Annotated in this window: 24 protein-coding genes and 1 pseudogene; 11 read left to right on the top strand and 14 right to left on the bottom strand. The window is 41.6% G+C overall.

The window, feature by feature from the left end; genetic code table 11:
- Positions 1–7 precede the first annotated feature (7 nt).
- The 3 genes from C2M33_RS05975 (at position 8) to C2M33_RS05965 (ending at position 3,915) form a co-directional block, all read left to right on the top strand.
- Entirely contained in the window at positions 8–1,213 is a 1,206-nt protein-coding gene (locus tag C2M33_RS05975; RefSeq protein WP_105173977.1) for an ABC transporter permease, read from the top strand.
- 81 nt (positions 1,214–1,294) lie between these two features.
- Positions 1,295–2,623, top strand: a complete 1,329-nt coding sequence (locus C2M33_RS05970; protein WP_105173976.1) for a sigma-54-dependent transcriptional regulator — start codon at positions 1,295–1,297, stop codon at positions 2,621–2,623.
- Positions 2,623–3,915, top strand: coding sequence for a sensor histidine kinase (locus C2M33_RS05965; RefSeq protein WP_105173975.1), 1,293 nt, complete (start codon positions 2,623–2,625; stop codon positions 3,913–3,915). Before C2M33_RS05970 ends, C2M33_RS05965 begins: the two co-directional genes overlap by 1 nt.
- Before the next feature lie 55 nt (positions 3,916–3,970).
- Here C2M33_RS05965 and C2M33_RS05960 read toward each other — a convergent pair whose 3' ends face one another.
- Complete coding sequence (locus C2M33_RS05960) at positions 3,971–4,309, bottom strand: Grx4 family monothiol glutaredoxin (protein ID WP_054551536.1); 339 nt, start codon at positions 4,307–4,309, stop codon at positions 3,971–3,973.
- Between the two features lie 264 nt (positions 4,310–4,573).
- Between C2M33_RS05960 and C2M33_RS05955 the strand changes: the two genes are divergently transcribed.
- The 5 genes and pseudogenes from C2M33_RS05955 to C2M33_RS05935 all read left to right on the top strand — a co-directional run bounded on the left by C2M33_RS05955 (position 4,574) and on the right by C2M33_RS05935 (position 11,052).
- Positions 4,574–5,155, top strand: coding sequence for a superoxide dismutase (locus C2M33_RS05955; RefSeq protein ID WP_054551537.1), 582 nt, complete (start codon positions 4,574–4,576; stop codon positions 5,153–5,155).
- A gap of 239 nt (positions 5,156–5,394) precedes the next feature.
- Positions 5,395–7,317 (top strand): PrkA family serine protein kinase, encoded by a 1,923-nt coding sequence (locus C2M33_RS05950; RefSeq protein ID WP_063705879.1) that lies wholly within the window; start codon positions 5,395–5,397, stop codon positions 7,315–7,317.
- A gap of 27 nt (positions 7,318–7,344) precedes the next feature.
- Positions 7,345–8,630 (top strand): annotated as a pseudogene (locus C2M33_RS05945) (YeaH/YhbH family protein).
- A 20-nt stretch (positions 8,631–8,650) separates the two neighbouring features.
- Positions 8,651–10,165: a SpoVR family protein gene (locus C2M33_RS05940; RefSeq protein WP_063705883.1), complete on the top strand. Its 1,515-nt coding sequence runs from the start codon at positions 8,651–8,653 to the stop codon at positions 10,163–10,165.
- A 5-nt stretch (positions 10,166–10,170) separates the two neighbouring features.
- Positions 10,171–11,052: a universal stress protein gene (locus C2M33_RS05935; protein ID WP_063705885.1), complete on the top strand. Its 882-nt coding sequence runs from the start codon at positions 10,171–10,173 to the stop codon at positions 11,050–11,052.
- A 52-nt stretch (positions 11,053–11,104) separates the two neighbouring features.
- Here the strand turns inward: C2M33_RS05935 and C2M33_RS05930 are convergent, their stop codons facing one another.
- Positions 11,105–12,067, bottom strand: coding sequence for a sensor domain-containing diguanylate cyclase (locus C2M33_RS05930; protein WP_063705887.1), 963 nt, complete (start codon positions 12,065–12,067; stop codon positions 11,105–11,107).
- Between the two features lie 3 nt (positions 12,068–12,070).
- On the bottom strand, positions 12,071–13,075 hold the full coding sequence (locus C2M33_RS05925) for a response regulator (RefSeq protein ID WP_063705889.1): 1,005 nt from the start codon (positions 13,073–13,075) through the stop codon (positions 12,071–12,073).
- 205 nt (positions 13,076–13,280) lie between these two features.
- On the opposite strand from C2M33_RS05925, the gene tpx reads away from it, so the two are divergent.
- The gene (gene tpx / locus C2M33_RS05920) at positions 13,281–13,862 is read left to right on the top strand and encodes a thiol peroxidase (RefSeq protein ID WP_063705891.1); all 582 of its coding nucleotides are present in this window, start codon (positions 13,281–13,283) and stop codon (positions 13,860–13,862) included.
- Between the two features lie 67 nt (positions 13,863–13,929).
- Here the strand turns inward: tpx and adk are convergent, their stop codons facing one another.
- The 11 genes from adk to C2M33_RS05870 all read right to left on the bottom strand — a co-directional run bounded on the left by adk (position 13,930) and on the right by C2M33_RS05870 (position 24,318).
- The gene (gene adk / locus C2M33_RS05915) at positions 13,930–14,574 is read right to left on the bottom strand and encodes an adenylate kinase (protein ID WP_063705894.1); all 645 of its coding nucleotides are present in this window, start codon (positions 14,572–14,574) and stop codon (positions 13,930–13,932) included.
- 179 nt (positions 14,575–14,753) lie between these two features.
- Positions 14,754–16,667 (bottom strand): molecular chaperone HtpG, encoded by a 1,914-nt coding sequence (gene htpG / locus C2M33_RS05910; protein WP_063705897.1) that lies wholly within the window; start codon positions 16,665–16,667, stop codon positions 14,754–14,756.
- A gap of 269 nt (positions 16,668–16,936) precedes the next feature.
- The gene (locus C2M33_RS05905) at positions 16,937–17,734 is read right to left on the bottom strand and encodes a hypothetical protein (protein ID WP_063705899.1); all 798 of its coding nucleotides are present in this window, start codon (positions 17,732–17,734) and stop codon (positions 16,937–16,939) included.
- 134 nt (positions 17,735–17,868) lie between these two features.
- Positions 17,869–18,477: a recombination mediator RecR gene (gene recR / locus C2M33_RS05900; RefSeq protein ID WP_105173974.1), complete on the bottom strand. Its 609-nt coding sequence runs from the start codon at positions 18,475–18,477 to the stop codon at positions 17,869–17,871.
- A 10-nt stretch (positions 18,478–18,487) separates the two neighbouring features.
- Positions 18,488–18,814: a YbaB/EbfC family nucleoid-associated protein gene (locus tag C2M33_RS05895; protein ID WP_054551547.1), complete on the bottom strand. Its 327-nt coding sequence runs from the start codon at positions 18,812–18,814 to the stop codon at positions 18,488–18,490.
- A 59-nt stretch (positions 18,815–18,873) separates the two neighbouring features.
- On the bottom strand, positions 18,874–21,306 hold the full coding sequence (dnaX, locus tag C2M33_RS05890) for a DNA polymerase III subunit gamma/tau (RefSeq protein WP_105173973.1): 2,433 nt from the start codon (positions 21,304–21,306) through the stop codon (positions 18,874–18,876).
- A 3-nt stretch (positions 21,307–21,309) separates the two neighbouring features.
- Positions 21,310–21,855 carry an adenine phosphoribosyltransferase gene (gene apt / locus C2M33_RS05885; RefSeq protein WP_105173972.1) on the bottom strand — a complete coding sequence of 182 codons (546 nt, stop codon included), beginning with the start codon at positions 21,853–21,855 and terminating at the stop codon, positions 21,310–21,312.
- 148 nt (positions 21,856–22,003) lie between these two features.
- Positions 22,004–22,126 (bottom strand): hypothetical protein, encoded by a 123-nt coding sequence (locus C2M33_RS21410; RefSeq protein WP_254907726.1) that lies wholly within the window; start codon positions 22,124–22,126, stop codon positions 22,004–22,006.
- A gap of 85 nt (positions 22,127–22,211) precedes the next feature.
- Positions 22,212–22,955, bottom strand: a complete 744-nt coding sequence (locus C2M33_RS05880; RefSeq protein WP_105174344.1) for an HvfC family RiPP maturation protein — start codon at positions 22,953–22,955, stop codon at positions 22,212–22,214.
- Positions 22,956–22,962: 7 nt separating this feature from the next.
- Positions 22,963–23,826, bottom strand: coding sequence for an HvfB family MNIO-type RiPP peptide maturase (locus C2M33_RS05875; protein ID WP_105173971.1), 864 nt, complete (start codon positions 23,824–23,826; stop codon positions 22,963–22,965).
- Positions 23,827–23,880: 54 nt separating this feature from the next.
- On the bottom strand, positions 23,881–24,318 hold the full coding sequence (locus tag C2M33_RS05870; RefSeq protein ID WP_105173970.1) for an HvfA family oxazolone/thioamide-modified RiPP metallophore: 438 nt from the start codon (positions 24,316–24,318) through the stop codon (positions 23,881–23,883).
- 173 nt (positions 24,319–24,491) lie between these two features.
- Between C2M33_RS05870 and C2M33_RS05865 the strand changes: the two genes are divergently transcribed.
- Together C2M33_RS05865 and C2M33_RS05860 are read left to right on the top strand one after the other, a co-directional pair.
- Complete coding sequence (locus C2M33_RS05865; RefSeq protein WP_105173969.1) at positions 24,492–25,469, top strand: tRNA-dihydrouridine synthase; 978 nt, start codon at positions 24,492–24,494, stop codon at positions 25,467–25,469.
- 51 nt (positions 25,470–25,520) lie between these two features.
- Positions 25,521–25,856 (top strand): TraR/DksA family transcriptional regulator, encoded by a 336-nt coding sequence (locus tag C2M33_RS05860; RefSeq protein WP_063705913.1) that lies wholly within the window; start codon positions 25,521–25,523, stop codon positions 25,854–25,856.
- The last annotated feature ends 9 nt before the right edge of the window (positions 25,857–25,865 follow it).

The raw sequence follows: 25,865 nt of genomic DNA, 5'->3' as shown, positions 1-25,865 counted from the left end.
GACACCCATGTTAGAAATTAAACCTATCTTTCACGCCTTATGCCGCTCAAAAGTTGGCGCTATTTTATTACTGATCCAAATTGCCATCACCACTGCGATTGTCAGTAACGCAGCGTTTATTATTCAAGACAGAATTAGCTATTTAAGCCAAGAGACTGGCTACCCTGAACAAGACATTTTCGTTTTTAATGTCATGATGTTTGGCAAAGATGTGTCGCCATCTCAGCAATATGAGCTTGATGAAGCCATGCTTCGTCAAATACCTGGTGTAGTTGATGCTGCTTATTCGAGTAACACACCGCTTTCGGGCAGTGGCTCTTCGTCAGATTTTAGTTTAAAGCCAGCACCTGAAGAGAGTAAATCAGCGCGTAGCTCTTACATGTTTATCGATGAGCATGGCATAAATACTTATGGTGTAAAACTCATTGCTGGGCGTAACTACACCGAAGACGAAGTGATCGTTACCGATAACTATGATGAGCTTTCAAAAGTAACCGTTGTCACTAAAACCCTACTCGATGAGCTGTTTCCTGACGGCAATGGTTTAGGTCAAACTGTCTATTTTGGTGACATTCCAATGAAAGTAATTGGTGTTGTTGAACTGATGAAAGGCCCATGGCTTAAAGACAGCCGCCCAGATAACGTAGCACTGCTGCCTTTTATTAAGCCTGGTACAAATGCACGCTTTGTGGTTAGAACAGAGCCTGGTCAACGTCAATCAGTCATGAATCGTGTTGAAGAAGCCATGCTGAAAAACTACAACAAACGCGTTATTTCTCGCATTCGTGGCTTAGATGACGATAAAGAGTCATACATGGCTGAAGATACATTAATGATGCGCATGTTGATTGTACTTATTACTATTTTAGTGTTGGTGACGGCCCTGGGTATTTTCGGCCTAACGCTGTTCAATATTAGTAAGCGTACTAAACAAATAGGCACTCGCCGCGCTTTAGGCGCCAGAAAATCTGCCATCATCAGCTACTTCTTAGTTGAAAACGCCATGATATGTATAGTTGGTTTAGTGATTGGTGTAATTGCTGCCGTGTATTTAGGCCAGTTGCTCATGCAGCACTTTTCAATTGCTCAGCTTGATATTAGCTACGTGCTTGCTACGGCGCTGGCAGTGTTCGTTATGAGTTTATTAGCAGTACTTGCACCTGCAAAACGGGCGGCGAATATCTCACCGAGCATTGCAACTCGAACAATTTAGTTCTCCCAACCTATGCTACACTGGATTAACAGTGTAGCATTCATCTTGCACCCTTATTAGGAAAATAACTAAAACAATAATATGGAAAAAATACTTATCGTCGACGATAACCCAGCCATTTTGGATGCATTGTCGTTATTACTCGAAATTCACGGTTTTGATGTTGTTACAGCAAGTAACCCGTTTGAGGCAATTCAAGCCGTACAATACCAACGCATAGCGCTTGTTATTCAAGACATGAACTTCACCGCCGACACCACTTCCGGCGAAGAAGGCAAAGAACTTTTTTATGCCTTACGAGACATTAATCCTCACTTACCGATTATTTTGATCACCGCATGGACAGAGCTTTCTACTGCCGTTGAACTTGTCAAAGCAGGGGCTGCTGATTATTTACCAAAACCATGGGACGATGCCAAGCTACTTACTTGTGTAAATAACCTAATCGAGCTGGGTAAAGCAAAACAACAAAACGAAACCTTTACCCGCCACCAGCAAGAACGTGACGCATCTGTGCAACAAGCAAATTTGGTGGGCTTGGTTTATAAAAGTACCGCTATGGAGCACATTGTTAATCTTGCGATTCAAGTGGCTAAATCGGATATTTCAGTGCTGATCACAGGCCCTAACGGCAGTGGTAAAGAGCGCATTGCGCAAATAATACAGGCTAATTCATTATTAGCTGATAAACCCTTTATCACTGTTAATGCGGGTGCTTTGCCAAGCGAGCTTATTGAGGCTGAGTTATTTGGTGCCGAAGCTGGCGCCTATACAGGTATTACTAAACAGCGTATTGGTCGTTTTGAAGCGGCCGATGGTGGCACCCTATTTTTAGACGAAATTGGTAACTTACCACTTTCTGGGCAAATGAAATTATTACGCATTTTACAAACTGGTGAATTTGAACGTTTAGGCTCAACACAAACACGTAAAGTGAATGTGCGGGTGATTTCAGCAACCAATGAAGATTTAAGCCATGCAATTAGAACAGGTCAATTTCGTGAAGACCTTTACTACCGCTTAAATGTAATTGAGTTAAATTTACCAAGCCTTGCCCATCGCCCAGATGATATTTTAGCTTTGGTCGCACACTTTTTACCTGAGCGCACACTGTCACTAAGTACAGAAAAAGCCCTGCTCGCCCATAGCTGGCCGGGTAATGTTCGTGAGCTTGAAAATGCCTGTAAACGCGCTGGCGTTTTAAAACCCACAGGGGTGATTGAGCTTGCTGATTTTGGCTTACAAGTTGAAACAAACAGCCCAACACAAACAAGAGCAGAGCCTAACAGACAAGAGATCGAACTTGCCATGCGCGAATACAAAGGTGTGATTGCTAAAGTGGCTCGCCATTTTGGCTTAAGCCGCCAAGCGCTCTATCGCAGGCTTGATAAATTTAAGATTGAATACTAATGCGTTCTTCGTTTCGATATAAAATCATAACTTTGTGTATTGCAGCGTCTGCATTGCCGCTTGTGTTGGTGTGTTATTTTGCGGGCATCAGCTTGCTTTACAGCCTATTAGCCCTGCTCGCTTGCGCCTTGATCAGCGGATTTTTTGCCGCGCAATTATCAGCTCCGCTCATTGATGGTATGAACTCGCTCGAAACCGGGCTGCTTAATTTTAAAGATGGTGAGCTGGCCACATTATTAGCCTATGATGGCAGTGATGAGCTAGGTGATTTATGCCGGCTTTATAACCAAACCGCAAAACAGCTTCGCCAAGAAAAACAATGGATTTATCAGCGTGAGTTGATGCTCGACAAAGTGCTGCAAAGCTCGCCACAAGCTGTACTTTTGACTAACGACCAAGGCTTTATTGTGTTTAGCAACCACAGTGCCCGCAGCTTACTCGATGCTAAATCAGCCCTTGAAGGCGCCAAGCTCGAAAACTTATTAGATTCAAGCTGCGAGCAATTAACGCGTGCCATTCACAAAGGCGTTGATGGCTTATTTACCCTGGACAAAGCAGATCAAGAATCACAAACTTGGCATATGGCAACAGGCCGATTATTGCTTAATAATCAGTTTCATCAACTGTATGTTTTTAAACAGCTGACTCGCGAACTAAGCCGCCAAGAAGTAGAGGTATGGAAAAAAGTTATTCGTATCATTAGCCATGAGCTTAACAACTCCCTAGGGCCAATGTCGTCGATGCTTCATAGCGCGCAACTATTAACGAAAGAAGTCGATGAACCACGCTTAAAACGAGTATTTACCACCATTGAAGACCGCATAAAACACCTTAATGAGTTTGTACAAGGCTATGGTAAATTTGCCAAGTTACCCACCCCTCAACTATCAACGATTAACTGGCCGACGCTGATTGAGCAATTAAAAAGTCAGTGGCAGGTTGAAGTATCACTTGATGAGCGAGTGACAACTGACGCTGATCACACTCAGCTCGAACAGTTACTTATAAACTTATTAAAAAATGCCTATGAATCAGGGTCAAACCCCGAAGATGTCAGTTTAACTGTGCAACAAGAAGCAAGTGGCACACACATCACAGTGAGTGATAAAGGTAAAGGTATGAGTGAAGCTGTAATGGCTAACGCACTTATTCCCTTTTACTCCACTAAAGCAACAGGCAGTGGCTTAGGGCTAGCACTTTGCAGGGAAATAGTTGAAGCACACCACGGGCAAATTAGCTTACATAACCGCGAGCAAGGTGGATTAAGCGTGCATGTTTTGCTGCCCGCGTAATACAACAGATATAAAAAAAGCCGCAATCAGCGGCTTTTCTCTACACTAAATATAATTATTCAGCGTCTTTTTCTTTGTACTTTGCAGCTGTTTCAGTGATTAATGGCTGTAATTCACCACGTTGAAACATTTCGATGATAATGTCACAACCACCGATAAGCTCGCCTTCTACCCATAGTTGTGGGAATGTTGGCCAGTTTGCGTATGCAGGTAACTCTGCACGAATATCTGGGTTAAGTAGAATGTCAACGTAAGCAAACTGCTCACCACACGCCATAAGTGCTTGTGATGCTTGTGAAGAAAAACCACAGTTAGGTAACTTTGGTGATCCTTTCATGTAAAGAAGGATTGGATTTTCAGAAATTTGCTGTTTAATTTTATCGATGGTTTCCATTTACAACCTCAAAAAAGACATTGGCTTACTACATTGGCCTTGAAAAAGTTTCACTGTGGCCTCAGATATATAACTTAAAATCGGCATTCGTAGCCACAATTTTAAATAGTCTTTAGCAATAGCATTGCTGTTTGCTAAAACTTGAGTAAAATACTCAACAATTATAGTAACACTATAATACCACTTGGTATAGGGAAGTACGCTGTTTACCTTGCTATTACCTATAACTGAGTGGACTATCAACCAAGAAGATGGAGATAAAAAATGGCATTTGAACTACCGTCACTACCATACGCAATCGATGCATTAGAGCCACATATTTCAAAAGAGACTCTAGAGTTTCACCACGGTAAACACCACAACACTTACGTTGTGAAATTAAACGGTCTGATCCCAGGCACAGAATTCGAAAACAAATCTCTAGAAGAAATCGTATGTTCTTCAGAAGGTGGCGTATTTAACAATGCTGCACAAATCTGGAACCACACGTTCTACTGGAACAGCCTATCTCCAAACGGTGGTGGCGAGCCTACGGGCGCAATCGCTGACGCGATCAACGCTAAATGGGGTTCTTTCGACGCATTCAAAGAAGCGTTAAACGACAAAGCAGTTAACAACTTCGGTTCAAGCTGGACTTGGTTAGTTAAACTAGCTGACGGCACACTTGATATCGTTAACACATCAAATGCTGCAACGCCATTAACTGATGAAGGTGTTACACCAATCCTAACTGTGGATCTTTGGGAACACGCTTACTACATCGATTACCGTAACGTTCGTCCAGATTACCTAAAAGGTTTCTGGGCATTAGTTAACTGGGACTTCGCGAACGCTAACTTCGCTTAATCTTCTGTTACTAGCAGTAATCAAAAAAAGACGCTTCGGCGTCTTTTTTATTGCCAGTGCACGCCCCTTCTAAGTCGCAGCCAAGCCCTCAGCCAAAAAGCGTAATCAAGATGAGCTTTTTTCAATTAAATTCTTAATTTTCTTGCGCAAAAATTCAAAATCGTGACTAAGCTTTAATTAGCCTTTGCTTTTCTCTTAATCTAATTACACGTCATTTTAGCGGGTTTTCGGAGGTCTCTATGAGTATTTTTGAGCATTACCAATCACGATACGAAGCAGCGCAAGAAGAAGAATACAGTATTGAGGAATTTCTCGAGATCTGTAAGAAGGATAAATCAGCTTATGCCAGCGCACCAGAGCGGCTATTAATGGCCATCGGTGAGCCGGAGATTATCGACACTTCAACCGATGCGCGCTTAAGCAGGCTGTTTTCTAATCGCGTAGTCGCACGCTACCCTGCATTTCACGATTTTTATGGTATGGAAGATGCCATTGAGCAAATCGTCTCTTATTTAAAACATGCTGCGCAAGGCTTAGAAGAATGTAAGCAAGTACTGTATTTACTTGGCCCGGTAGGTGGGGGTAAATCATCCATTGCTGAAAAGCTTAAATACTTAATGCAGCAGGTACCTATTTATTCGATTAAAGGCTCGCCTGTTAACGACCACCCTTTAGCGTTATTTGACCCAAATGAAGACGCTGAGCTTTTAGAAAAAGAATACGGCATTAAACCGCGTTATTTAAAAACGGTGATGTCACCGTGGGCTGCAAAACGCTTAAGTGAATTTAATGGTGATATTAGCCAATTTAGAGTGGTTAAGCGCTATCCATCTATTTTAAATCAAGTTGCGATTGCTAAAACCGAGCCGGGCGATGAAAACAACCAAGACATTTCAGCGCTAGTCGGTAAAGTCGATATTCGCCAGCTTGAACACTTTGCGCAAAACGACCCTGATGCGTATGCCTATTCAGGTGCGCTTTGTTTAGCAAATCAAGGCTTAATGGAGTTTGTGGAAATGTTTAAAGCGCCAATCAAGGTGCTACACCCACTACTTACAGCCACGCAAGAAGGTAACTACAACGGAACAGAAGGTATCAGTGCCCTGCCGTTTAGCGGCATGATTTTAGCTCACTCAAATGAATCTGAGTGGCAAACATTTAAAAACAACAAAAACAATGAAGCATTTTTAGACCGTGTTTACATCGTCAAAGTGCCTTACTGTTTACGTGTTTCTGAAGAAGTTAAGATTTACAATAAATTGCTTGAAAACAGTGAATTACATGATGCCCCTTGTGCACCGGGCACATTAAAAACACTGGCACAATTTACCACCCTTTCTCGTATGAAAGAGCCTGAAAACTCAAGTATTTATTCAAAAATGCGCGTCTATGATGGTGAAAGCTTAAAAGACACCGACCCGAAAGCGAAGTCGTATCAAGAGTACCGCGACTACGCGGGTGTTGATGAAGGCATGACCGGGCTCTCTACCCGCTTTGCGTTTAAAATTCTATCGCGAGTGTTTAACTTCGATACCACTGAAGTGGCGGCCAACCCAGTGCACTTATTCTATGTTCTTGAGCAGCAAATAGAGCGTGAGCAATTTACCGCCGACGTTGAAGAGCGTTACTTAAGCCACTTAAAAGGGTATCTCATTCCTCAGTACGTGGAGTTTATTGGTAAAGAGTTACAAACGGCCTACTTAGAATCGTACTCTGAATATGGGCAAAACATCTTTGACCGCTACGTGACGTATGCTGATTTCTGGATCCAAGATCAAGAATACCGCGACCCAGATACTGGCCAGCTATTTGACCGTGCTGCACTTAACGCAGAGCTTGAGAAGATTGAAAAACCTGCGGGTATTTCAAACCCTAAAGATTTCCGGAATGAAATAGTCAATTTCGTACTGCGTGCGCGTGCGCACAACCAAGGCAAGAATCCGCTTTGGACCAGCTACGAAAAACTTCGCACGGTTATTGAGAAGAAAATGTTCTCAAATACCGAAGATCTGCTGCCGGTTATTTCCTTCAATGCGAAAACCTCGGCTGAAGATCAGAAAAAACACGAAGACTTTGTCAATCGTATGGTTGAGAAAGGCTATACCCAAAAACAAGTACGTTTACTTTCTGAATGGTATTTACGCGTTAGAAAATCGCAGTAAAAAAACGTTTGTTTTAAGGGGGTTGTTATGGCGCATTTTATTGACCGACGCCTGAATGGAAAAAACAAAAGTACCTTGAATCGTCAACGGTTCATCAGGCGTTATAAAAAACAGATTAAAGAAGCGGTATCTGATGCCATTAATAAGCGTAGCGTAACCGATACCACTAGCGGCGAGAGTATCTCGATTCCGCAACGTGATATCAGTGAGCCTATTTTTCATAAGGACGTGGTGGCGACCGTGAACAGATCCACCCTGGTAATGACCAATTCTCTACGGGCGACAGAATTAAGCGCCCGCAAGGAGGCGCTCAAGGGGGTGGCAGTGGCGAAGGTGAAGCCAGTGATTCTGGTGAAGGACAAGACGACTTTGTATTCTCTATTTCAAAAGATGAATACCTAGACTTATTGTTCGAAGACCTTGAACTGCCTAATCTGCAACAAAACCAGCTCGATAAACTGGTGCAAATGAAAACCCATCGTGCTGGTTTTTGTAACGACGGCATGCCCAGTAATATTGATATTGTTCGTTCATTACAAGGTTCACTCGCCCGCAGGGTGGCAATGACCGCAGGCAAAAAACGTCACCTTGCAGAGCTTGAAGGACAACTCGCGTTACTCAAAGCAGAAGAGCAACCTGATAAAGCGGCCATCGCTTTACTTGAACGTCAAATTGAGGAACTACAAAGTCGCATTAAAGCGGTGCCTTTTATTGATAATTACGACTTACGTTTTCGTAACTATGAAAAACGACCACACCCTACAAGCAAAGCCGTGATGTTTTGTTTAATGGATGTGTCAGGCTCGATGGATCAAGCGACCAAAGACATGGCAAAACGCTTTTATATTTTGCTGTATCAATTTTTAACCCGTAGCTACAAAAATATAGAGGTAGTCTACATTCGTCATCATACCCAAGCGAAAGAAGTCGATGAGCAAGAGTTTTTCTATTCTCAAGAAACGGGTGGCACCATTGTTTCTAGTGCATTGAAACTGATGAACGAAATCATCGCGGAGCGTTATAACCCTGAAGAGTGGAACATTTACGCAGCACAAGCCTCTGATGGCGATAATTGGGCCGATGACTCGCCAAACTGTGGCGAAATTTTACGTAATAAACTGTTAAAGGCGGTGCGCTATTACGCCTATATTGAAATTACCGCCCGTGCTCATCAAAGCTTATGGCGTGAGTATCAATCGATAGCACAAACCCACGACAATTTTGCCATGCAACACATTCGTGGCGTTGAGGACATTTACCCAATTTTCCGTGAATTATTTAAAAAGAATCGTCAGCAGCAAGGCGTCGCATAGCCTTGCGAGTGAGGTAAAGTATGGCCGATAAACGTATTAGCGACGGTCCTGATTGGACATTTGATTTATTAGCAGAGTATCAAACTGAGATTGAACGGGTAGCGAAAATTTATAAACTCGATACCTACCCAAATCAAATTGAGGTGATCACTGCTGAACAAATGATGGATGCCTATTCGAGTGTGGGTATGCCGATTGGCTATAGCCACTGGTCGTATGGTAAAAAATTCATTCAAACAGAACAAAACTATAAACGTGGGCAAATGGGTCTTGCTTATGAGATTGTGATTAACTCAGATCCGTGTATTGCTTATTTAATGGAAGAAAACACCCTGCCAATGCAAGCCTTGGTAATGGCGCACGCTTGCTATGGCCACAATTCATTTTTTAAAGGTAATTACCTTTTTAAAACTTGGACTGATGCCAGCTCTATTATCGATTACTTATTATTTGCCAAAAATTATATTGCTAAATGCGAAGAAAAATACGGCATCAATGAAGTTGAGAATCTCATCGACTCATGCCATGCGTTAATGAATTACGGTGTGGACCGCTACAAACGCCCGCAACGTATTTCACTGTACGAAGAACAAAAGCGCCAGCAAGAACGTGAAGATTACTTACAATCGCAAGTCAACGAGTTGTGGCGCACAATCCCTACTTCGCAGCAAGAATCAAAAAAACGTGAGCGCCGCTTCCCTGCTGAGCCACAAGAAAACATTTTATATTTCATCGAAAAAAATGCGCCGCTGCTTGAGTCATGGCAGCGTGAAGTAATTCGTATTGTGCGTAAAATTTCGCAATATTTTTATCCCCAAAAACAAACTCAAGTGATGAATGAGGGCTGGGCTACGTTTTGGCATTACACCATTTTGAACCACCTGTACGATGAAGGTAAGCTCACCGATGCCTTTATGCTCGAGTTTTTACAAAGCCACACCAATGTAGTGTATCAACCGCCCTACAACAGCAATTATTATTCAGGGATCAACCCTTATGCTCTTGGCTTTAATATGATGGTTGATATTCGCCGTATTTGCGAAAACCCAACCGAAGAAGACAAGAAATGGTTTCCAGAGTATGCCGGCAGTGATTGGTTAGAAACCTTACATTTTGCAATGCAAAACTTTAAAGATGAGAGTTTTATAAGCCAGTTTTTATCGCCAAAAATTATCCGAGATTTTAAGCTCTTTACCATTATTGATCATGAAAAAGAGCCAACCCTTAATGTCGGCGCTATTCATGATGAAATGGGCTATCACAAGGTTCGTGAAACGCTTTCTGCACAATATAACTTAAGTAATCACGAACCAAACATTCAAGTCTATAACGTTGATATTAGAGGAGATCGTTCACTTACCCTGCGTTATGTACCCCATAACAATATTCCATTAGCGAAATCAAAAGATGAAGTACTAAAACACCTTTACAGGCTATGGGGCTTTAAGGTAAAACTGGAACAAGAAACCTCAACAGGTGAAGTTTCATTATTGGGTGAATGCCCAAGCAGTGATACCCGACACACAACAGAGTAGGCAAAATGGATAAAAAAATACTGGTGATCATCGACTCGATAGCCGATGCTAAAACGTCAATATTACACGCAAAACAAAAAGCCAAAGGAGTGAAGCATATTGATATCGTCGCCTTTAGCTATGAAGACACCAACAGTATTTTATATTCTATTCCACCCGATGAAGCGCTCGCTATTCAAGATAAGGAGCTCGCAAAAGTTCGTAATGCGCTAAGCCCTCTTATTAGCGAGCATTTAGACGCTAGCAGCTATACGTTGCAAACACTGTGGCATGAAAACCCAGTGCAGTGGCTTGCCAATGAACTTGATACGTCAGATTATGAAATGGTGATTAAAACTCGCCATATTGACGAACAAACGCAATTTACAGAGCTTGACTGGCAACTTATTCGCTTTAGCCCGTTACCACTTTATTTAGCTGCTGATAACAAATGGCGAAACAATACCAATGTGTTAGCAGCACTTGATTTGGGCAGTGAAAAAGCAACCAAATACCGCTTAAACGAAGCGATTATTAAAGCGGGATTAGCCTATGCTAATGACTACGACAGCGAGTTTTATGCCTGTTATACCGTGCATGTATCGCCGTTTTTACGTGATTTGGGGATTGTATTTTCAGATGAGCAAGTCATTAATGCGTTCGAAAAGCTACCGATAGCGCAGCGTGCCTTAATTGAAGCACATGACTTAAAAGATAAACTTGAGATTAAAGCGGGTGTGGTTGAACAAGTGATCCCTAGTATTGCTGCAAAATTAAATGCCGATTTAGTGATTATGGGTTCGGTGGGCAATACCGGAATTAAAGGTCATTTAATTGGTAATACCGCTGAAAAGGTTATGAAACTACTTAAAACAGATATTCTCGTTTTACCGCCGCTTGGCGTTTAACTCGTATCACTTAATAGAATTGTTATGAAAAAGGGGCTTATTAGCCCCTTCTTTATAAATCTGTATAAGCTGTAACCCTGTTACGGCCATTTTCTTTAGAGTGATACAAGGCTTTATCTGCCGCTTCAACCCATTTTTCGTAACGATCAAATTTTTCGTCAAAGCACGCAAAACCAATACTGACCGTCAGTTGAATTTGTTTGCCACCAAAGTAAATCGATGAATTCTCAATCAGCGTTCTTAATCGCTCAGCGAAGATATGCGCTCCTTCATGATCAGTATCGAGCAAGGTTACCGCAAACTCTTCCCCACCGTAGCGTCCAGCTAAGTCTGTTTCACGTAGAGTTTTACGAAGCAAGTCTGCAATATGACGCAACGCCTCATCCCCACCGCGGTGACCATGTTCATCATTGACCTTTTTAAAGTGATCGATATCAAACATCAATAAGGTGCTGCACCCGCCACTACGAACAATACGCATATATTCTTTGCGTAACTTTTCTTCCCAATAACCGCGATTGGTTAGCTTGGTAAGTGCATCAGTGCGGCTCATTTGTTCAAGCTTGCTGTTGGCTTCTTCTAGCTCTTTTTTATTCACCGCTTCATCGGTTACATCATAGATAATGATACAAATATGCGACACTTCGCCTGTGGTCGTCGTCAGTGGTATAAAGGTGGCATTTTGATACATATGATCCGCTTTACCTGTAATTGGGCGGTAATTTTTAAAGCGGAAAATATACGGCTGCTGCTCCCAGATAGTAAACGAGCGATTATTTAAGATGAACACAGACTCTGATTTGCTGCGAAACCACTTTTCATCGATTGATGGAAATAAGTCGAACAGATCTTTGTCTTTCACCGCGCTGGGCAATAAGCCAGAATGGTTTTCCATAAACCCATTCCATATGCATACTTTGTAGTCTCTATCGAGCACTACTAGGCCTACATCAACGGTATTAAACATATCCATTAACCAATGGAGTTCATTCATATTAAAATCGGCTGCAGGCATAGTCTAGTCTTCTAATAAATAAGCTACTTTGTACTTAAGGGTTTTTAATGAGTCCTCGGTGAACAGCAACATCAAATCACAGTTGATATTGTGATTTTCGATGCCATAGCTGATCTCAATCGCCAGCGTTCGTTGCCAGCGAGATTTATTGGCTTTTACTAAATCGGTCACATCACAATGCTGACCTAGTACCACAGGATGACCTTGGCTAAAACGCATATCGAGCTGTTTAGAAAGCCCTGATAAAATTGCACCGATCAGAATGTTGCTGACATCCATCAACAGCTCAAGCTCAACTTTATCGTTAAGCTCACCTTCGTAATTCATTAGTGATGCAATTTCTTTAAAGCTTGAATCATTTAGCAGTAATAAGGCTTCACCAGACACACCGCCGCCAATAAATCCTTGGCATACACCTGATGTCGTTGCGTTAGCATCAATTGAGCGTAGAGCCATATCTAGCTCATTTACTTCTAATACATTTACATTAGGGATTGGAAGTTTTACGAATACATTAAGAAGACGCGCTAATAAGTCCCCTGCTTGCCCCATAGCCACGTTTGTGAGTTCTTGATAGATGTCACGTACATCAGGGTCAACTTGCTCACCTAGCTTATTAGCAAGTCGTTCACGCATGGCTTTGTCTTTAATGCCATGATGCTCGATGATATTGGCAAGCTTTTCTGCAGAACACGGTTTTTGAATAAAGTCGATAGCACCTAACTCAAGCACACGTTGATGGGCGTTAGGCTGGATATCACCAGAAACAACGACAGTAAGCACATGAAGGCCTTGATCTTGAATGGCTTGAAGTACTTCGTAACCATCCATTTCAGGCATGTTTAAATCGAGAAATAGAATTTCTGGCTGGAGTTTTTTGATTTGCTCAATACAGTGCACACCGTCCTCAGCAAACTCAACTTTAATATCCCAATCATCGGGTAAAGAGCGCGCTAATTGTCGACGAGCTAACTTTGAATCATCACAAACTAATACCGATGTTGACATACTCTCTCTCTAAATCCGTACTTTTTAACTAGACACAAATTTGACTAGTAACTTTATTCTTATTTTTATATATAAAAAATAGGGTCACGAACACATGTTAATCAAACTATTGGTTATTTACAATTTTAAATTGTACTAATCCTTGGACCGACTCCTTGAGTATAATACACTGATGTTAAATGCGTTAATTTGAAGGAATCTTATTATGTTACGTCCACTTATATTTGCACTTGGAGCAGTATGCACGTTTAGTTATGCGGGTGATTTATCAGAAAATAGTTTAGATGCTGGTAAGGTTTCTGCGCAGTCAAAGCCTGTCACCTTACTAGGACAAGGTGTTGAAGTTGGTCAAAATGCACCTAATTTTAAAGTAGTAGATGGTAGCTTTACACCCGTTACACTAGACAACTACCAAGGCCAAGCGGTGCTTTTAAGCGTAGTGCCAAGTTTAGACACCGGTGTATGCAGTATTCAAACCAAACACTTTAATGAAAAGGTAGCTTCAGAATACCCAAGTGTAGCCATGCTTACTCTAAGCGCTGACTTACCATTTGCTCAAAAACGTTTTTGTAAAGCAGAGAATATCGACAAAGTGGTGACTTTATCGGATTCTGTATGGCATGACTTTGGTAAGAACTACGGTTTGATTATCAAGGATATGGGCCTGCTAACCCGTGCGGTATTTGTATTAGATAAAGAGCATAAAATCGTTTACAAACAGCTCGTTGATAACCTTTCAAAAGAGCCTGATTACGACAGTGCTATTGCTGCGTTGAAAAAACTGTAAAAACTCAATATCAACTCGCATAAAAAAACCGCCCAGTGGCGGTTTTTTTATATCTGCTATTAGGCTATTAACCTAAAAGCTCACCAAGTTGTTGGCTAACAGCTTCAACAGCTTGTGTACCGTCTAACTTGTGGTACTGAGTGTTGCCTGCTGTTGCTTCAGCTTGGTAGTAATCAACTAATGGTTTAGTTTGGTCGTGGTAGATACCTAAACGCTTACGCACTGTTTCTTCAGTGTCGTCATCACGAATGATAAGGTCTTCACCTGTGATGTCATCTTTGCCATCAACTTTTGGTGGATTATAAACAACGTGATAAACACGACCAGAACCTGGGTGTACGCGACGGCCACCCATACGCTCAACGATGATTTCGTCAGCAACGTCAAATTCGATAACGTGATCAACAACCACACCATTCTCTTTCATTGCATCAGCTTGAGGGATCGTACGTGGGAAACCGTCTAGTAAGAAACCTTTTTCGCAATCTGGCTTAGCGATGCGCTCTTTAACTAGACCGATAATAATTTCGTCAGATACTAATTGACCTGCATCCATTACTTTTTTAGCTTCAAGACCAAGTGGTGTACCTTCTTTGATTGCTGCACGCAGCATATCGCCCGTAGAAATTTGTGGAATACCGTATTTGTCCATCAAAAACTGAGCTTGAGTACCTTTACCTGCACCCGGCGCGCCCAAAAGAATAATGCGCATATCATTGTCCTCTGTGTGATACTAATCTTAAAAATGGTCGATCAGTGGAGTTTTGTTTTTAGAGCCTGAATTCTTCCACAACTGAGGCTATACCTCAAGTAACTTATACCAATTGCCTATATTAGCAGCAATAAAAAAGGGAGCCTTGCTCCCTTTTTCAACTCATTCAGTTAAAACGCTTATTTGCTTAAATCTAGCATAAGTTTGTTCAAACGAGTTACAAAGCCTGCTGGGTCTTTTAACGTACCGCGCTCGGCCAGTAATGCTTGGTCAAGAAGTACATGTGACCACTGGGCAAACTTGTCTTCATCTTGTTCAACGTTTAAGTGTTTAACAAGCTGATGCTCAGGGTTAAGCTCAAAAATTGGCTTTTGCTCAGGTACAGTTTGACCTACAGACTCCATTAGCTTTTGCATTTGCGAGCTCATATCATGCTCATCAGCAACAACACAAGCTGGTGAGTCTGTTAAACGATGCGTAAAGCGTACATCTTTAACATTATCACCTAACGCAGTTTTAATACGCTCAACTAGGCCAGCAACTTCTTTTTCTGACTCTTCTTGCGCTTTTTTCGTGTCTTCGTCATCCATGTTGCCTAAATCTAAGTCACCACGGGTGATTGACTGGAATGATTTTTCGTTGAACTCAGTTAAGTAGCTCATCATCCACTCATCAACACGGTCGCTTAGTAGCAATACTTCGATGCCTTTCTTACGGAAGATCTCTAAATGTGGTGAGCTCTTCGCTGCTGCAAACGAATCTGCAACCACATAGTAGATTTTATCTTGCTCTGGCTTCATACGCTCAATGTATTGCTCAAGCGATACATTTTGTGTGCTTTCGTCAGTGTGTGTAGAAGCAAAACGCAATAGCTTAGCAATGGCTTCTTTGTTTGCCATATCTTCAGCTGGACCTTCTTTTAACACCTGACCAAATTCATTCCAGAACGTTTGGTAATCTTCTTCACGATTTTTCGCCATGCGCTCAAGCATTTTCAGTACACGCGATGTACAACCTTTACGGATTGCTTGCGTTACCTTGTTATCTTGTAAGATTTCACGCGACACGTTAAGTGGTAAGTCGTTTGAATCAAGCAGACCTTTTACAAAGCGAAGGTAACTTGGCATGAATTGCTCTGCGTCATCCATAATGAAAACGCGTTGTACGTATAGTTTTAAACCCGTTTGGCGGTCACGGTTCCATAAATCAAAAGGCGCTTTTTTAGGAATATATAACAAGCTCGTGTATTCAGTTTTACCTTCAACCTTGTTATGTGCCCAGCTTAATGGCTCTTCCCAATCATGGCCAATGTGCTTATAAAACTCTTTGTACTCTTCGTCTGTGACTTCTGACTTATCACGAGTCCATAGTGCTGTCGCGCGGTTAATACCTTCCCACTCGCCTGGCTGCGCAGGAATTTTTTCGCCATCTGGACCTTCTGACTCTGGTACTTCTGCTTTATACATTTCAACAGGAATCGAAATATGATCAGAGTATTTAGTTACGATGCTACGTAAACGGAACTCATCAGCAAATTCTGTTTCGTCTTCACGAAGGTGAAGAATAATTTCAGTACCGCGTGTTGGTTTCTCAATCTCTTGTAAGGTGTAATCGCCTTCACCTGCAGATTGCCATTCGATACCTTGGCTTTCACCTGCTTTACGCGTACGTACGGTTACTTTATCAGCAACGATAAATGCTGAGTAAAAACCCACACCAAATTGACCAATCAATTGTGAATCTTTGCTTTGGTCACCTGTTAGGTTCTGGAAAAATTCTGCGGTGCCTGATTTGGCAATCGTACCCAGTGAATTGATCACATCTTCACGGCTCATACCAATACCGTTATCAGTAATGGTGACCGTGTTTGCGTCTTTATCGGCGCTGATACGGACTTTCAAATCTGCATCGTTTTCGTATAAATCGCCATTAGAAAGCGCTAGGAAACGCAATTTATCTGCTGCATCTGACGCGTTTGATACAAGCTCACGTAGGAAAATCTCTTTATTAGAGTAAAGAGAGTGAATCATCAGGTTTAATAGTTGTTTGACTTCTGTTTGAAAGCCTAATGTTTCTTTTTGTGCTGCAGTCATTGTGTAAATCTCCAATTAACAAAGTGTCTAATCTGCACTATGACTCATATATGGGGTAGGCTTTTGGAACTTCAAGGCAAAAAATTAAATTTGCGGGGAAAATTGAGGTTGCTCCATCTAATTAGCAACTTTCATATCGGCTATTACGAGTAAAACTTATCAATTATATTTAAGATATTAACATTGGAGGTTTCAATACTGATTCCAACCTAAAACAAGATCTCTAATTAATAAGTGATACTTAATCTATTAATGAATAAACAATTGCATCAAAAATATGAGCACTGAGTAGCAGGTAAGGTCTGTAATTCTTTGTTCGAGCGCAATACAGAAACGTTCAAATGAGAACACTCTTTAACTCTTCTTAAATTTTTTTCACCAAGAAAAGTCCACATAGCATGACTTGCTTCAAGATCATAATTTCGGTTCCCTAGCCAAGTATTTTCACCTTGACTATAAACTTTATATATAAATTCAGAAGGATACATTTTTCCATCAGAGTCAATATTAGACTTGAAGTAAGCAGTAAAATCCCCTTGCGAATTTAGAAACTTAAAGAACACTGGTTTGTTTGAATCTTTTAAGAAAACATCAAGCGAGGTTTGCACATCAGTAGGCGTAAGCTCAGCTCCTAATTCAACTAGCTTCTCATCAACTTTTTTAATTAGTACTTGTCTATCAATATTATTAGCTACTGATTTCTCAAAAGAATTTAACTCTAAAGAATGAATGTAATCTGAAAATTTACATTCATTAAATACACAGTTTCTCTGTGGCAATTCAATGTTAATATTATTTAATTTGATACTTTCTTTATTACTCAGTAACCAAGCGCCTTTGTAGTTAGACTCTGTAGTAACTGTGAAGAAATATTTTATGGTTAATTTATTCCCTTCATTTATACGCTCACCCTCAACCGTGAGTGTATCTTTAGCAGTGACCAAAAGTTTTAATGGGCATTCTTTGTAAAATTCAGGTTTCTGATTAACCAGATTGCATTTTGTATCTGTAGCAAATGCAACTGAAGAGAATGTATATAAAAAGCTAAGTGTTATCAGTATTTTCATTGTTTAAAATCCTTATCAAACCACTTAATAAGACAATACTACAATTAAAACACAAATTAAACCGTCCCCACTTAAGTAACATCTTACAAACAAAAAAGCCTGCTTAAAGCAGGCTTTTGATACCATATCAGGTATTAGTTTTGGTTTACGGCGCGTCGTCCACTAAATGCATGCATTAGGGTCATGCCATCAAGTAAGTCGAGCTCACCACCAACAGGCACACCGTGAGCAATACGAGATGCACTCACTTGGTACTTGTGGCAAAGCTCAGCAATATAATGAGCGGTGGTTTCCCCCTCAACACTTGGATTTGTTGCGAGGATCACCTCATTAATACCGCCTTGTTGCAACTTGCTTTCAAGAATATCAAGGCCAATTTCTTTTGGTCCTATGCCATCAATTGGCGACAAGTGACCCATTAAAACAAAGTAAAGCCCTTGATATTGACCAGTTTGCTCAATAGCGAGTACATCGGTTGGTGATTCGACCACACACAATAAACCACTATCTTGGCGTTTAACACTTAAACAAATATCGCATACAGCTTGCTCTGTAAAAGTACGACAAGATTGACAATGCCCTACTTCATCCATTGCTTTGGTTAATGCATGACCAAGCTGTTTACCACCCTGACGGTCACGCTCAAGCAAATGAAAAGCGATGCGCTGTGCCGACTTAGGGCCTATGCCCGGCTGACATCTTAGCGCTTCAATTAGCTGTGTTAAACTAGGAGATAGTTGCATACAAAATCACTTAGAATGGCATTTTCATACCTGGTGGTAATTGCATACCGCCAGTTACTTTGCTCATGCGCTCTTGAGTTTCTTCAGCAACACGACGAACAGCATCATTACACGCTGCCGCTAATAAATCTTCGATCATGTCTTTGTCGTCTTCCATTAGGCTGTCATCTAATTCAACACGACGAACATTGTGGTTACCAAGCATAGTTACTTTAACTAGGCCTGCACCTGCTTCACCTACAACTTCAAGGTTTGCGATTTCTTCTTGGGCTTTTTGCATGCGCTCTTGCATTTGCTGCGCTTGCTTCATCATGTTACCCATTCCACCTTTAAACATAACTGTCTCTCTTTCTAAACTACTTTAATTGGCATGAAGATAAGGGCTATTGTAACTAATTACAATGCCTGAATACTGTTTTCATCGATTATAGCGCTAAATAACTGCTGAAATTGCACTATATTTTCATCGCTATTTATTACATCAATCGCTTGTTGATGACGTCCCGCATCAATTTTTTGTTGAATTAAATACGGTGAATCAATTACGCCATCAGCAAACTCAATACTGAGCTCTACATTATGGCCGTAAATTTCACTTAATGCGGCATTGAGCTTTTGTCTTAGCACAGCGCTATCTAAATGGCGCTGTGATGAATCAACTTCAATGTGCAGCTGATTATTCTGCTTGGTAAAGATTGAATGCAGCGCAAATTGGCGCATGCGCCCACCCAGTCCCATGCGTTTTATTAAATACGCCCATTCATCTTGTTCGTGTGCAAATTTAATACTGCTGATCGGGCTTTCAAAATCATCGGGTACCGGAATACTAGCTTCTTCAACGACTGGCTCTGGCGCTTTTTGCGGATTGATCTGCTCAAGCAGCTCTGGCGCTAAATTTTCGGTGATTGTTTGATGCTTTTCTCTAAAGTCGACTTTTTTTACTTTATTAGTGCTCTCCCCCGTTTGCTGGGGGATGGGCTTTTTTACTTCAGCAGCCATTGCTTGCTGCTGAGGCTGAATATTGGTCGTGGCTTGGTTTTGTTGCCTGAGCGGCTCTACTACCGGCTTTGCTTCAGGCTGTGGCTCTGCTTTTACATCCGTTTGCGTCGCCGCACCACTTAAACGCCCGGCTCCTGAGATATTACGGTCTTGTAAAATACGTGCAATAGCCGATTGCGCTTGGCTTTGCTGCTGTTGCAATTGTGCAGGTGCAGTTTGCTGTTGCTGGGGCGCAGCAGCTTCATTTGCTGTAAAGCCCTGATCATAGGCGCTATTCATCACATCATCGTATTGCGCAGCAAGTGATGGATCCATTTCGGCATCATCATCCATGTAATCTTGCGCGGAGTACTCTGGTGTAGAGTAAGCTTGCGAAGAATCATCAGCAGCAGGCATCTGTTCTGCATTACTTTGCTCTTGCTGTTGTGGCGCTGGTTTAACGTCAGCGGCCATTGCAATTTCAGCTGGTTGAGCAGATTGTTCTAAAGGCTTAGCTTCAACTTGCTGATCAGACTCTTGGCTTTGTGCCGTTTCTGCCCTAGCTGTTTGAATAGGTGCTGCTTGTGTTTGCTGAGCCTCTGAAGGCACAGGATTTGTATGCTCAGAGCTTTGCGTTACTGGTGCTTGGGCTGATGCAGCTTGTTCACGTTGCGCCGTTGATTTTTTTAAAATATCGCGCAGTGCACTGGCGCCTGTTGGCTTAACCTGCTGCTGGGTATTCGCTGGAGTTTGGCTTTGTGCAAATTGAGTAGGTTGGAATGCAAGCAGTCGCAACATGATCATTTCAAAGCCAAGTTTAGCATCGGGTGCCCATTGCAAATCCTTTTTACCATTTAATAGTAATTGGTAGTAAACCTGCATCTGCTGTGCATCAGTGGTTTGTGCCACCTGCTCAATAAAATCTCGGTTAGTATCATCAAGTGCCGCTGCACTAGGCACGAGTTGCACAAGTTGAATAAGATGCGTAAGTGCAATTAAATCGTCGAGCAAGGCTACAAAATTAGGGTTTCGGCTAACAACTGCTTTTACTTCTTGAAGTAATGCATCGCCATCTTGGCATAGTAACGCTGCTAACATGGTTTGGCTATATTGAGTATCCATCAAGCCAAGCATGGTTTGCACAGCCTGATGATTAATATTGCCATTGGTTTGCGCAATTGCTTGGTCTGTAAGGCTCAGTGCATCACGCATACTGCCGTCAGCTGCTTTCGCCAAAATAGACAATGATTTATCGTCAAAACTTAGTTGTTCTTGATTAAGAACATGGGCAAGTTGATCATGAATTTCTGATTGCGACAAAGCATTTAAATTAAACTGTAAGCAACGCGATAAGATCGTCACAGGCAGTTTTTGCGGATCGGTTGTCGCTAATAAAAACTTCACATGCTCCGGGGGCTCTTCCAATGTTTTTAGTAAAGCATTGAAACTATGCTTTGACAGCATGTGAACTTCATCGATTAGGTATACCTTGTAACGTCCACGTGTTGGTGCATATTGAACGTTATCAAGGATTTCGCGGGTATCTTCTACTTTAGTACGCGATGCCGCATCGATTTCTAATAAATCAATATAACGACCTGCTTCGATGTCAGTACAACTTGAACATTGGCCGCATGGCTCAGCAGAGATACCCTTATCGCAGTTGAGGCTTTTTGCGAATATACGTGCGATGGTTGTTTTACCCACCCCACGGGTTCCAGTAAAGAGATAAGCATGATGGAGTCTATTTTGTGTTAATGCATTAACTAATGCTTGTTTAACATGAGACTGCCCCACTAACTCGTGAAAGGTTTGTGGTCGCCATTTCCTTGCTAGAACCTGATAACTCATTAATTATTCGCCTTCGAATTCAACCAACTTTAAGATTTTGATGCCCATATCAGCAACACGTTGTTCACCGCCCAGTTCAGGTAAAGAAACAACAAATGCAGCATCAGTTGCGTTACCGCCTAGCTTAGCGACTAATTTTGCCGTTGCTTCGATTGTGCCACCTGTAGCCAGTAAGTCGTCTACTAATAACACTTTATCGCCAGGGACAATTGCATCTGTATGAAGCTCAAGAATATCTTCACCATACTCTAATTGGTAGCTTTGTGAAATCACTTCGCGAGGAAGTTTGCCCGGTTTACGAACTGGAATGAACGGAACACCAAGTGCATATGACAGTGGCGCACCAAAAATAAAGCCACGTGATTCAGTACCAATGATTTTTGTAAAGCCTTGGTCTTTATATGCGGCAATAAAGCTGTCGATAGTTGCTTTAAATGCCTCAGCGTTAGCCATTAAAGTGGTTACATCGCGGAACATAATGCCCGGCTTAGGGTAATCAGCGATCGTTGCAATGCTCTGTTTGATGAGCGTTGAAGTTGCTTGAGTCATAATTATACTGCTCAAAAAGTTTATCTAACAAAGCTCGAGAGTATAACATCACCTTAGTAGAAAGTCGGTAGCAAGTTTCGAAATAATATAAGCAGCAATAAAAAAGGCTGCATAATGCAGCCTATTGTCTTAAATTTGCTTACGCAGATTAAGATAAAGAAGTGATCCAACCAAGGATAGCGTTAAGGCAGCCAATGCCACCGAATACAGCTAAAAACGCAATGAAATAAGTTGCATTGAACGGATCTTTAAAGTCTTTATCATTCGACATAGTTACTACCTTTATTTAAGCACGACAAAATAAGGCAGACATAATAGTCGAACTGCCCTCATCAATAAAGAGCTTTAGCCGATTTTTAAACCAATGTATTACTAACCACAATACCTCGCTCAGCCATGGCACTTAAGGTATTAAGCGCTCCTTGATAAAGCTGTTCTTGACTAAACTGAGGTGCATGCTTTGCAACTACTTGGCACACATGGTTTAAATCGATTCCTGGCTGAGATTCAATCATGTTTAGCAGTAACGCGGTCATCGCATTAGTTGATAAAAACTGCACTTCGTCATCGCTATCCCGATATACCACAAAATAGCTTGCCTCAGCTGCGGGCTCACTTGGTTGATTATCCACACTGATGGTATGAACTGGAAAACGATAACTCAAATTGCGAGCAAGGGAGCTTAAATACAATTCAGAACTGGTGACTTGATGAGCCGATAAGTTCGTTTCGTTTTCCAGCTCCTTCGCAACCGACACATCGAGCTCAACCCACTCATAATGCGCCAGTTCTAACATGAACGCAGGATCATCACTTTGCATTTCATAGTCATTTGCAAGAAAGGCCAAAAACTCCCCGGCAATATCTAAAAAATAAGGCGATTTACAATTATGTTGACTAAAAAACTGCCTAACGAGTCTGTGCCACGCTTGCTCTGAATATAAACTTTTTAGAACAGGATAGGCAGAGCTGACAAACCCATCCACATTATTAAAAAATAAGTCGCGGTAAATCGCCATACGGCGCTCTGAAACATCAACGGGCTTAGCATGTTGCTCAGGGTCGCGGATATGCGCCATAAACGCTTGCTGTACTTGCATAAAATGATTAGGCACTGTGTTTCACCGTTACTTGATTTTGCTTATTGGCTGTGTGCTGCAGTGTTTCAATGGTTTTAAGCTCTGCTAATAACTCACTCATCGGCGGAATATTAAAATCACGTTCTAATAAGGTGGGAAATACCCCATGAACGTCATAAGCTTTTTCAAGCAATCGCCAAACAGGGTCAATGACAGGCGCACCATGGGTATCAACCAATAAATCTTTAGCTTCAGTATAATGACCCGCAACATGTCCATAGGCGATGCGCTTTGTTGGTAATGCAGCTAAAAACTGCTCAGCATCATAACCATGATTAATCGAATTAACGTAAATGTTATTCACATCAAGCAGTAATTGACAATCGGCTTCTTCTAACACTGCATTAGTGAACTCAAGTTCAGTCATTTGTTGGCCAGGCGCGCCATAGTAAGAAACATTTTCGATAGCAATTGGCTGCTCTAGAATATCTTGTACTTGCCTAATACGAGAGGCCACATGTTTAATAGCCTCTTCAGTAAACGGAATAGGCATTAAATCATACATATGCCCTTCACCAGAGCAGTAGCTTAGGTGCTCGCTGAATAAACGAATATTATGCTCTTTAAAGAAAGCTTTTAGCGATTGCACAAATTCAATATCAAGCGCTTCTGGTGAGCCAATTGATAACGATAAGCCATGACAAACAAAGGCGTGCTGTTCAGTAAGCTGTTTAAATTGTTTACCAAAACGCCCCCCAAGCTTTAGCCAATTTTCAGGCGCAACTTCTAAGAACTCAATGGGTTTCGGAACATCGATGAGCATTTCGTCAAGCATTTCTCGGCGCAAACCTAATCCTATTTGCCCAAAATCTGCTGCTGATTTATTTAACATACTACCTCCTACTAAAAAGGGCCTTTACGGCCCTTTCAAAAGCTAAGTGAGCGTTTAGTGGTTAGAACCACATTTACCTTCGCCACACTTACCTTCTTTAGCTGCTTTTTTGTCTGCGCCACATTTACCTTCGCCGCACTTACCTTCTTTAGCTGCTTTTTTGTCTGCGCCACATTTACCTTCGCCGCACTTACCTTCTTTAGCTGCTTTTTTGTCTGCGCCACATTTACCTTCGCCGCACTTGCCTTCTTTAGCTGCTTTTTTGTCTGCGCCACATTTACCTTCGCCGCACTTACCTTCTTTTTCAGCTTTTTTGTCTGCGCCGCATTTGCCTTCGCCACACTTACCTTCAGCGGCGTCTAGCTGATAACCAGCTTGCATTTGCTGAAATTCAAATGGGTTTGCACTGGCATCAGTCGCTACAAAACTTGATGCACCTACTACAACTGCACCTAATGTTAATGCAATTGAATTTTTCTTAACTGTGTTCATTCGATGACTCTCTTTTTTATAAAGGGTTATTTAACAAGACCCGAGAACTAAAAATTACTTTCAAATTTTTTATAATTATTTTCTGAAAGTGCCAAGATTGCAAATTACGATTTATAAAACAATCAAGAACAGCTAGAATACGCGTCCTAATTTTTGATGAGTTAACAGGTATCATGCGACTAGTTTTAGCACCGATGGAAGGCGTTGTAGATTTTAAAATGCGACAACTCCTAACTGATTTAGGTGGATTCGATTTATGCGTAACTGAGTTTGTTCGTGTCGTTGAAGACACACTGCCCGAGCGCGTATTTCATCGCTATTGTCCTGAGTTAAAAACTGCTGGCTATACCCGTGCAGGCACCCCTGTGCGTATTCAGTTACTTGGTCAAGTAGCCAATGCGCTAGCTGAAAATGCAGTTAAAGCTATCAATTTAGGGTCTCATGGTATCGATTTAAACTTTGGTTGTCCGGCTAAAACGGTAAACAAAAGTAAAGGTGGTGCAGTACTTTTAAAAGACCCAGAACACATGTACGAAATTATTAAAGCCGTTCGTGATGCTGTCGATCCGCGACATGAGGTGAGTGCAAAAATTAGACTTGGTTTTGATGATGACAGCAACAGTCAAGAAATTGTTGATGCTGTGGTGAGTGCAGGTGCATCAAGTCTTGCTATTCATGCTAGAACGAAAAGAGATGGATATAATCCACCGGCATACTGGGAAAAAATTCCACCATTAATTGAAGGCAAGAACATTACTGTGGTTGCCAACGGTGAAATCTGGCAAGTTGAGGATGCTATGTTGTGCCAAAAACGTAGCCATTGCCAAGACCTAATGCTAGGTCGTGGTGCGCTAGCAATGCCTGATTTAGCAAAACAAATAAAATCGCATGTAGAAAATGAGCAGTACAGTCCGATGCTTTGGGAACATGTGATATACCACATCATCCATTCTTCGATGCATCAAGAAGAAAGTAAATGTGAGAAGTATTTTGCCTCTCGAACCAAGCAATGGCTTGGTTATTTAAAGCGCCAATACCCGCAAGCCAACGCACTTTTTGATGAGATCAGACGTTTAAAAGCGAAAGATGAAGTCGCTGACGTACTAAGAAAGTACGCCAAAGCGCCGAGTATTGATACAAATCATAATTAGCTAACGATTTTTGTTTGATAATACCAGTATTGCCCACTTGGAAGAAACGCGATGAACAATACTGAAATTCAAACAAAGTTATCTGCGGAACTTGCGCAGGTTAGACAACGTTTACTGGATATGCTGGCTAAATCTGATCAAGGCTATCATCAGCAACTGCTATCGCAACTCAAGGATAATCCCCCTTCAGAGTGGTTAGAGCTGACAGCGAATAATCTTGGCCCTGAATATCAACTATTAATTGCTCGCATAGAAAAATTAGAAGCAGCTCTATGCCAGATTGATATTGGGCAATATGGTTATTGTTGTGATTGTGAAGAGAAAATTGATGATGAACGTTTACTTGCAGATCCAGCAAGTCAGCGCTGTCGGCGATGCGCTCCTTAGAGCGCAGCA

This window comes from Pseudoalteromonas sp. T1lg122 (assembly GCF_002964825.1).
GTDB lineage: Bacteria > Pseudomonadota > Gammaproteobacteria > Enterobacterales > Alteromonadaceae > Pseudoalteromonas > Pseudoalteromonas gelatinilytica.
Note: the sequence above shows the minus strand (reverse complement) of the source record. Positions and strands in the feature narration are given on the sequence as shown.

Coding starts and splice junctions, on each gene's coding strand:
- C2M33_RS05965 (WP_105173975.1), top strand. CDS start 2,623: ATGCGTTCTTCGTTTCGATATAAAATCATAACTTTGTGTATTGCAGCG.
- C2M33_RS05875 (WP_105173971.1), bottom strand. CDS start 23,826: ATGTTAAATAAATCAGCAGCAGATTTTGGGCAAATAGGATTAGGTTTG.
- C2M33_RS05895 (WP_054551547.1), bottom strand. CDS start 18,814: ATGTTTAAAGGTGGAATGGGTAACATGATGAAGCAAGCGCAGCAAATG.
- C2M33_RS05955 (WP_054551537.1), top strand. CDS start 4,574: ATGGCATTTGAACTACCGTCACTACCATACGCAATCGATGCATTAGAG.
- C2M33_RS05860 (WP_063705913.1), top strand. CDS start 25,521: ATGAACAATACTGAAATTCAAACAAAGTTATCTGCGGAACTTGCGCAG.
- C2M33_RS05975 (WP_105173977.1), top strand. CDS start 8: ATGTTAGAAATTAAACCTATCTTTCACGCCTTATGCCGCTCAAAAGTT.
- adk (WP_063705894.1), bottom strand. CDS start 14,574: ATGCGCATTATTCTTTTGGGCGCGCCGGGTGCAGGTAAAGGTACTCAA.
- C2M33_RS05870 (WP_105173970.1), bottom strand. CDS start 24,318: ATGAACACAGTTAAGAAAAATTCAATTGCATTAACATTAGGTGCAGTT.
- C2M33_RS05950 (WP_063705879.1), top strand. CDS start 5,395: ATGAGTATTTTTGAGCATTACCAATCACGATACGAAGCAGCGCAAGAA.
- C2M33_RS05865 (WP_105173969.1), top strand. CDS start 24,492: ATGCGACTAGTTTTAGCACCGATGGAAGGCGTTGTAGATTTTAAAATG.
- C2M33_RS21410 (WP_254907726.1), bottom strand. CDS start 22,126: ATGTCGAATGATAAAGACTTTAAAGATCCGTTCAATGCAACTTATTTC.
- dnaX (WP_105173973.1), bottom strand. CDS start 21,306: ATGAGTTATCAGGTTCTAGCAAGGAAATGGCGACCACAAACCTTTCAC.
- C2M33_RS05940 (WP_063705883.1), top strand. CDS start 8,651: ATGGCCGATAAACGTATTAGCGACGGTCCTGATTGGACATTTGATTTA.
- C2M33_RS05925 (WP_063705889.1), bottom strand. CDS start 13,075: ATGTCAACATCGGTATTAGTTTGTGATGATTCAAAGTTAGCTCGTCGA.
- C2M33_RS05930 (WP_063705887.1), bottom strand. CDS start 12,067: ATGCCTGCAGCCGATTTTAATATGAATGAACTCCATTGGTTAATGGAT.
- C2M33_RS05880 (WP_105174344.1), bottom strand. CDS start 22,955: ATGCAAGTACAGCAAGCGTTTATGGCGCATATCCGCGACCCTGAGCAA.
- recR (WP_105173974.1), bottom strand. CDS start 18,477: ATGCAACTATCTCCTAGTTTAACACAGCTAATTGAAGCGCTAAGATGT.
- C2M33_RS05960 (WP_054551536.1), bottom strand. CDS start 4,309: ATGGAAACCATCGATAAAATTAAACAGCAAATTTCTGAAAATCCAATC.
- tpx (WP_063705891.1), top strand. CDS start 13,281: ATGTTACGTCCACTTATATTTGCACTTGGAGCAGTATGCACGTTTAGT.
- C2M33_RS05935 (WP_063705885.1), top strand. CDS start 10,171: ATGGATAAAAAAATACTGGTGATCATCGACTCGATAGCCGATGCTAAA.
- apt (WP_105173972.1), bottom strand. CDS start 21,855: ATGACTCAAGCAACTTCAACGCTCATCAAACAGAGCATTGCAACGATC.
- C2M33_RS05970 (WP_105173976.1), top strand. CDS start 1,295: ATGGAAAAAATACTTATCGTCGACGATAACCCAGCCATTTTGGATGCA.
- htpG (WP_063705897.1), bottom strand. CDS start 16,667: ATGACTGCAGCACAAAAAGAAACATTAGGCTTTCAAACAGAAGTCAAA.
- C2M33_RS05905 (WP_063705899.1), bottom strand. CDS start 17,734: ATGAAAATACTGATAACACTTAGCTTTTTATATACATTCTCTTCAGTT.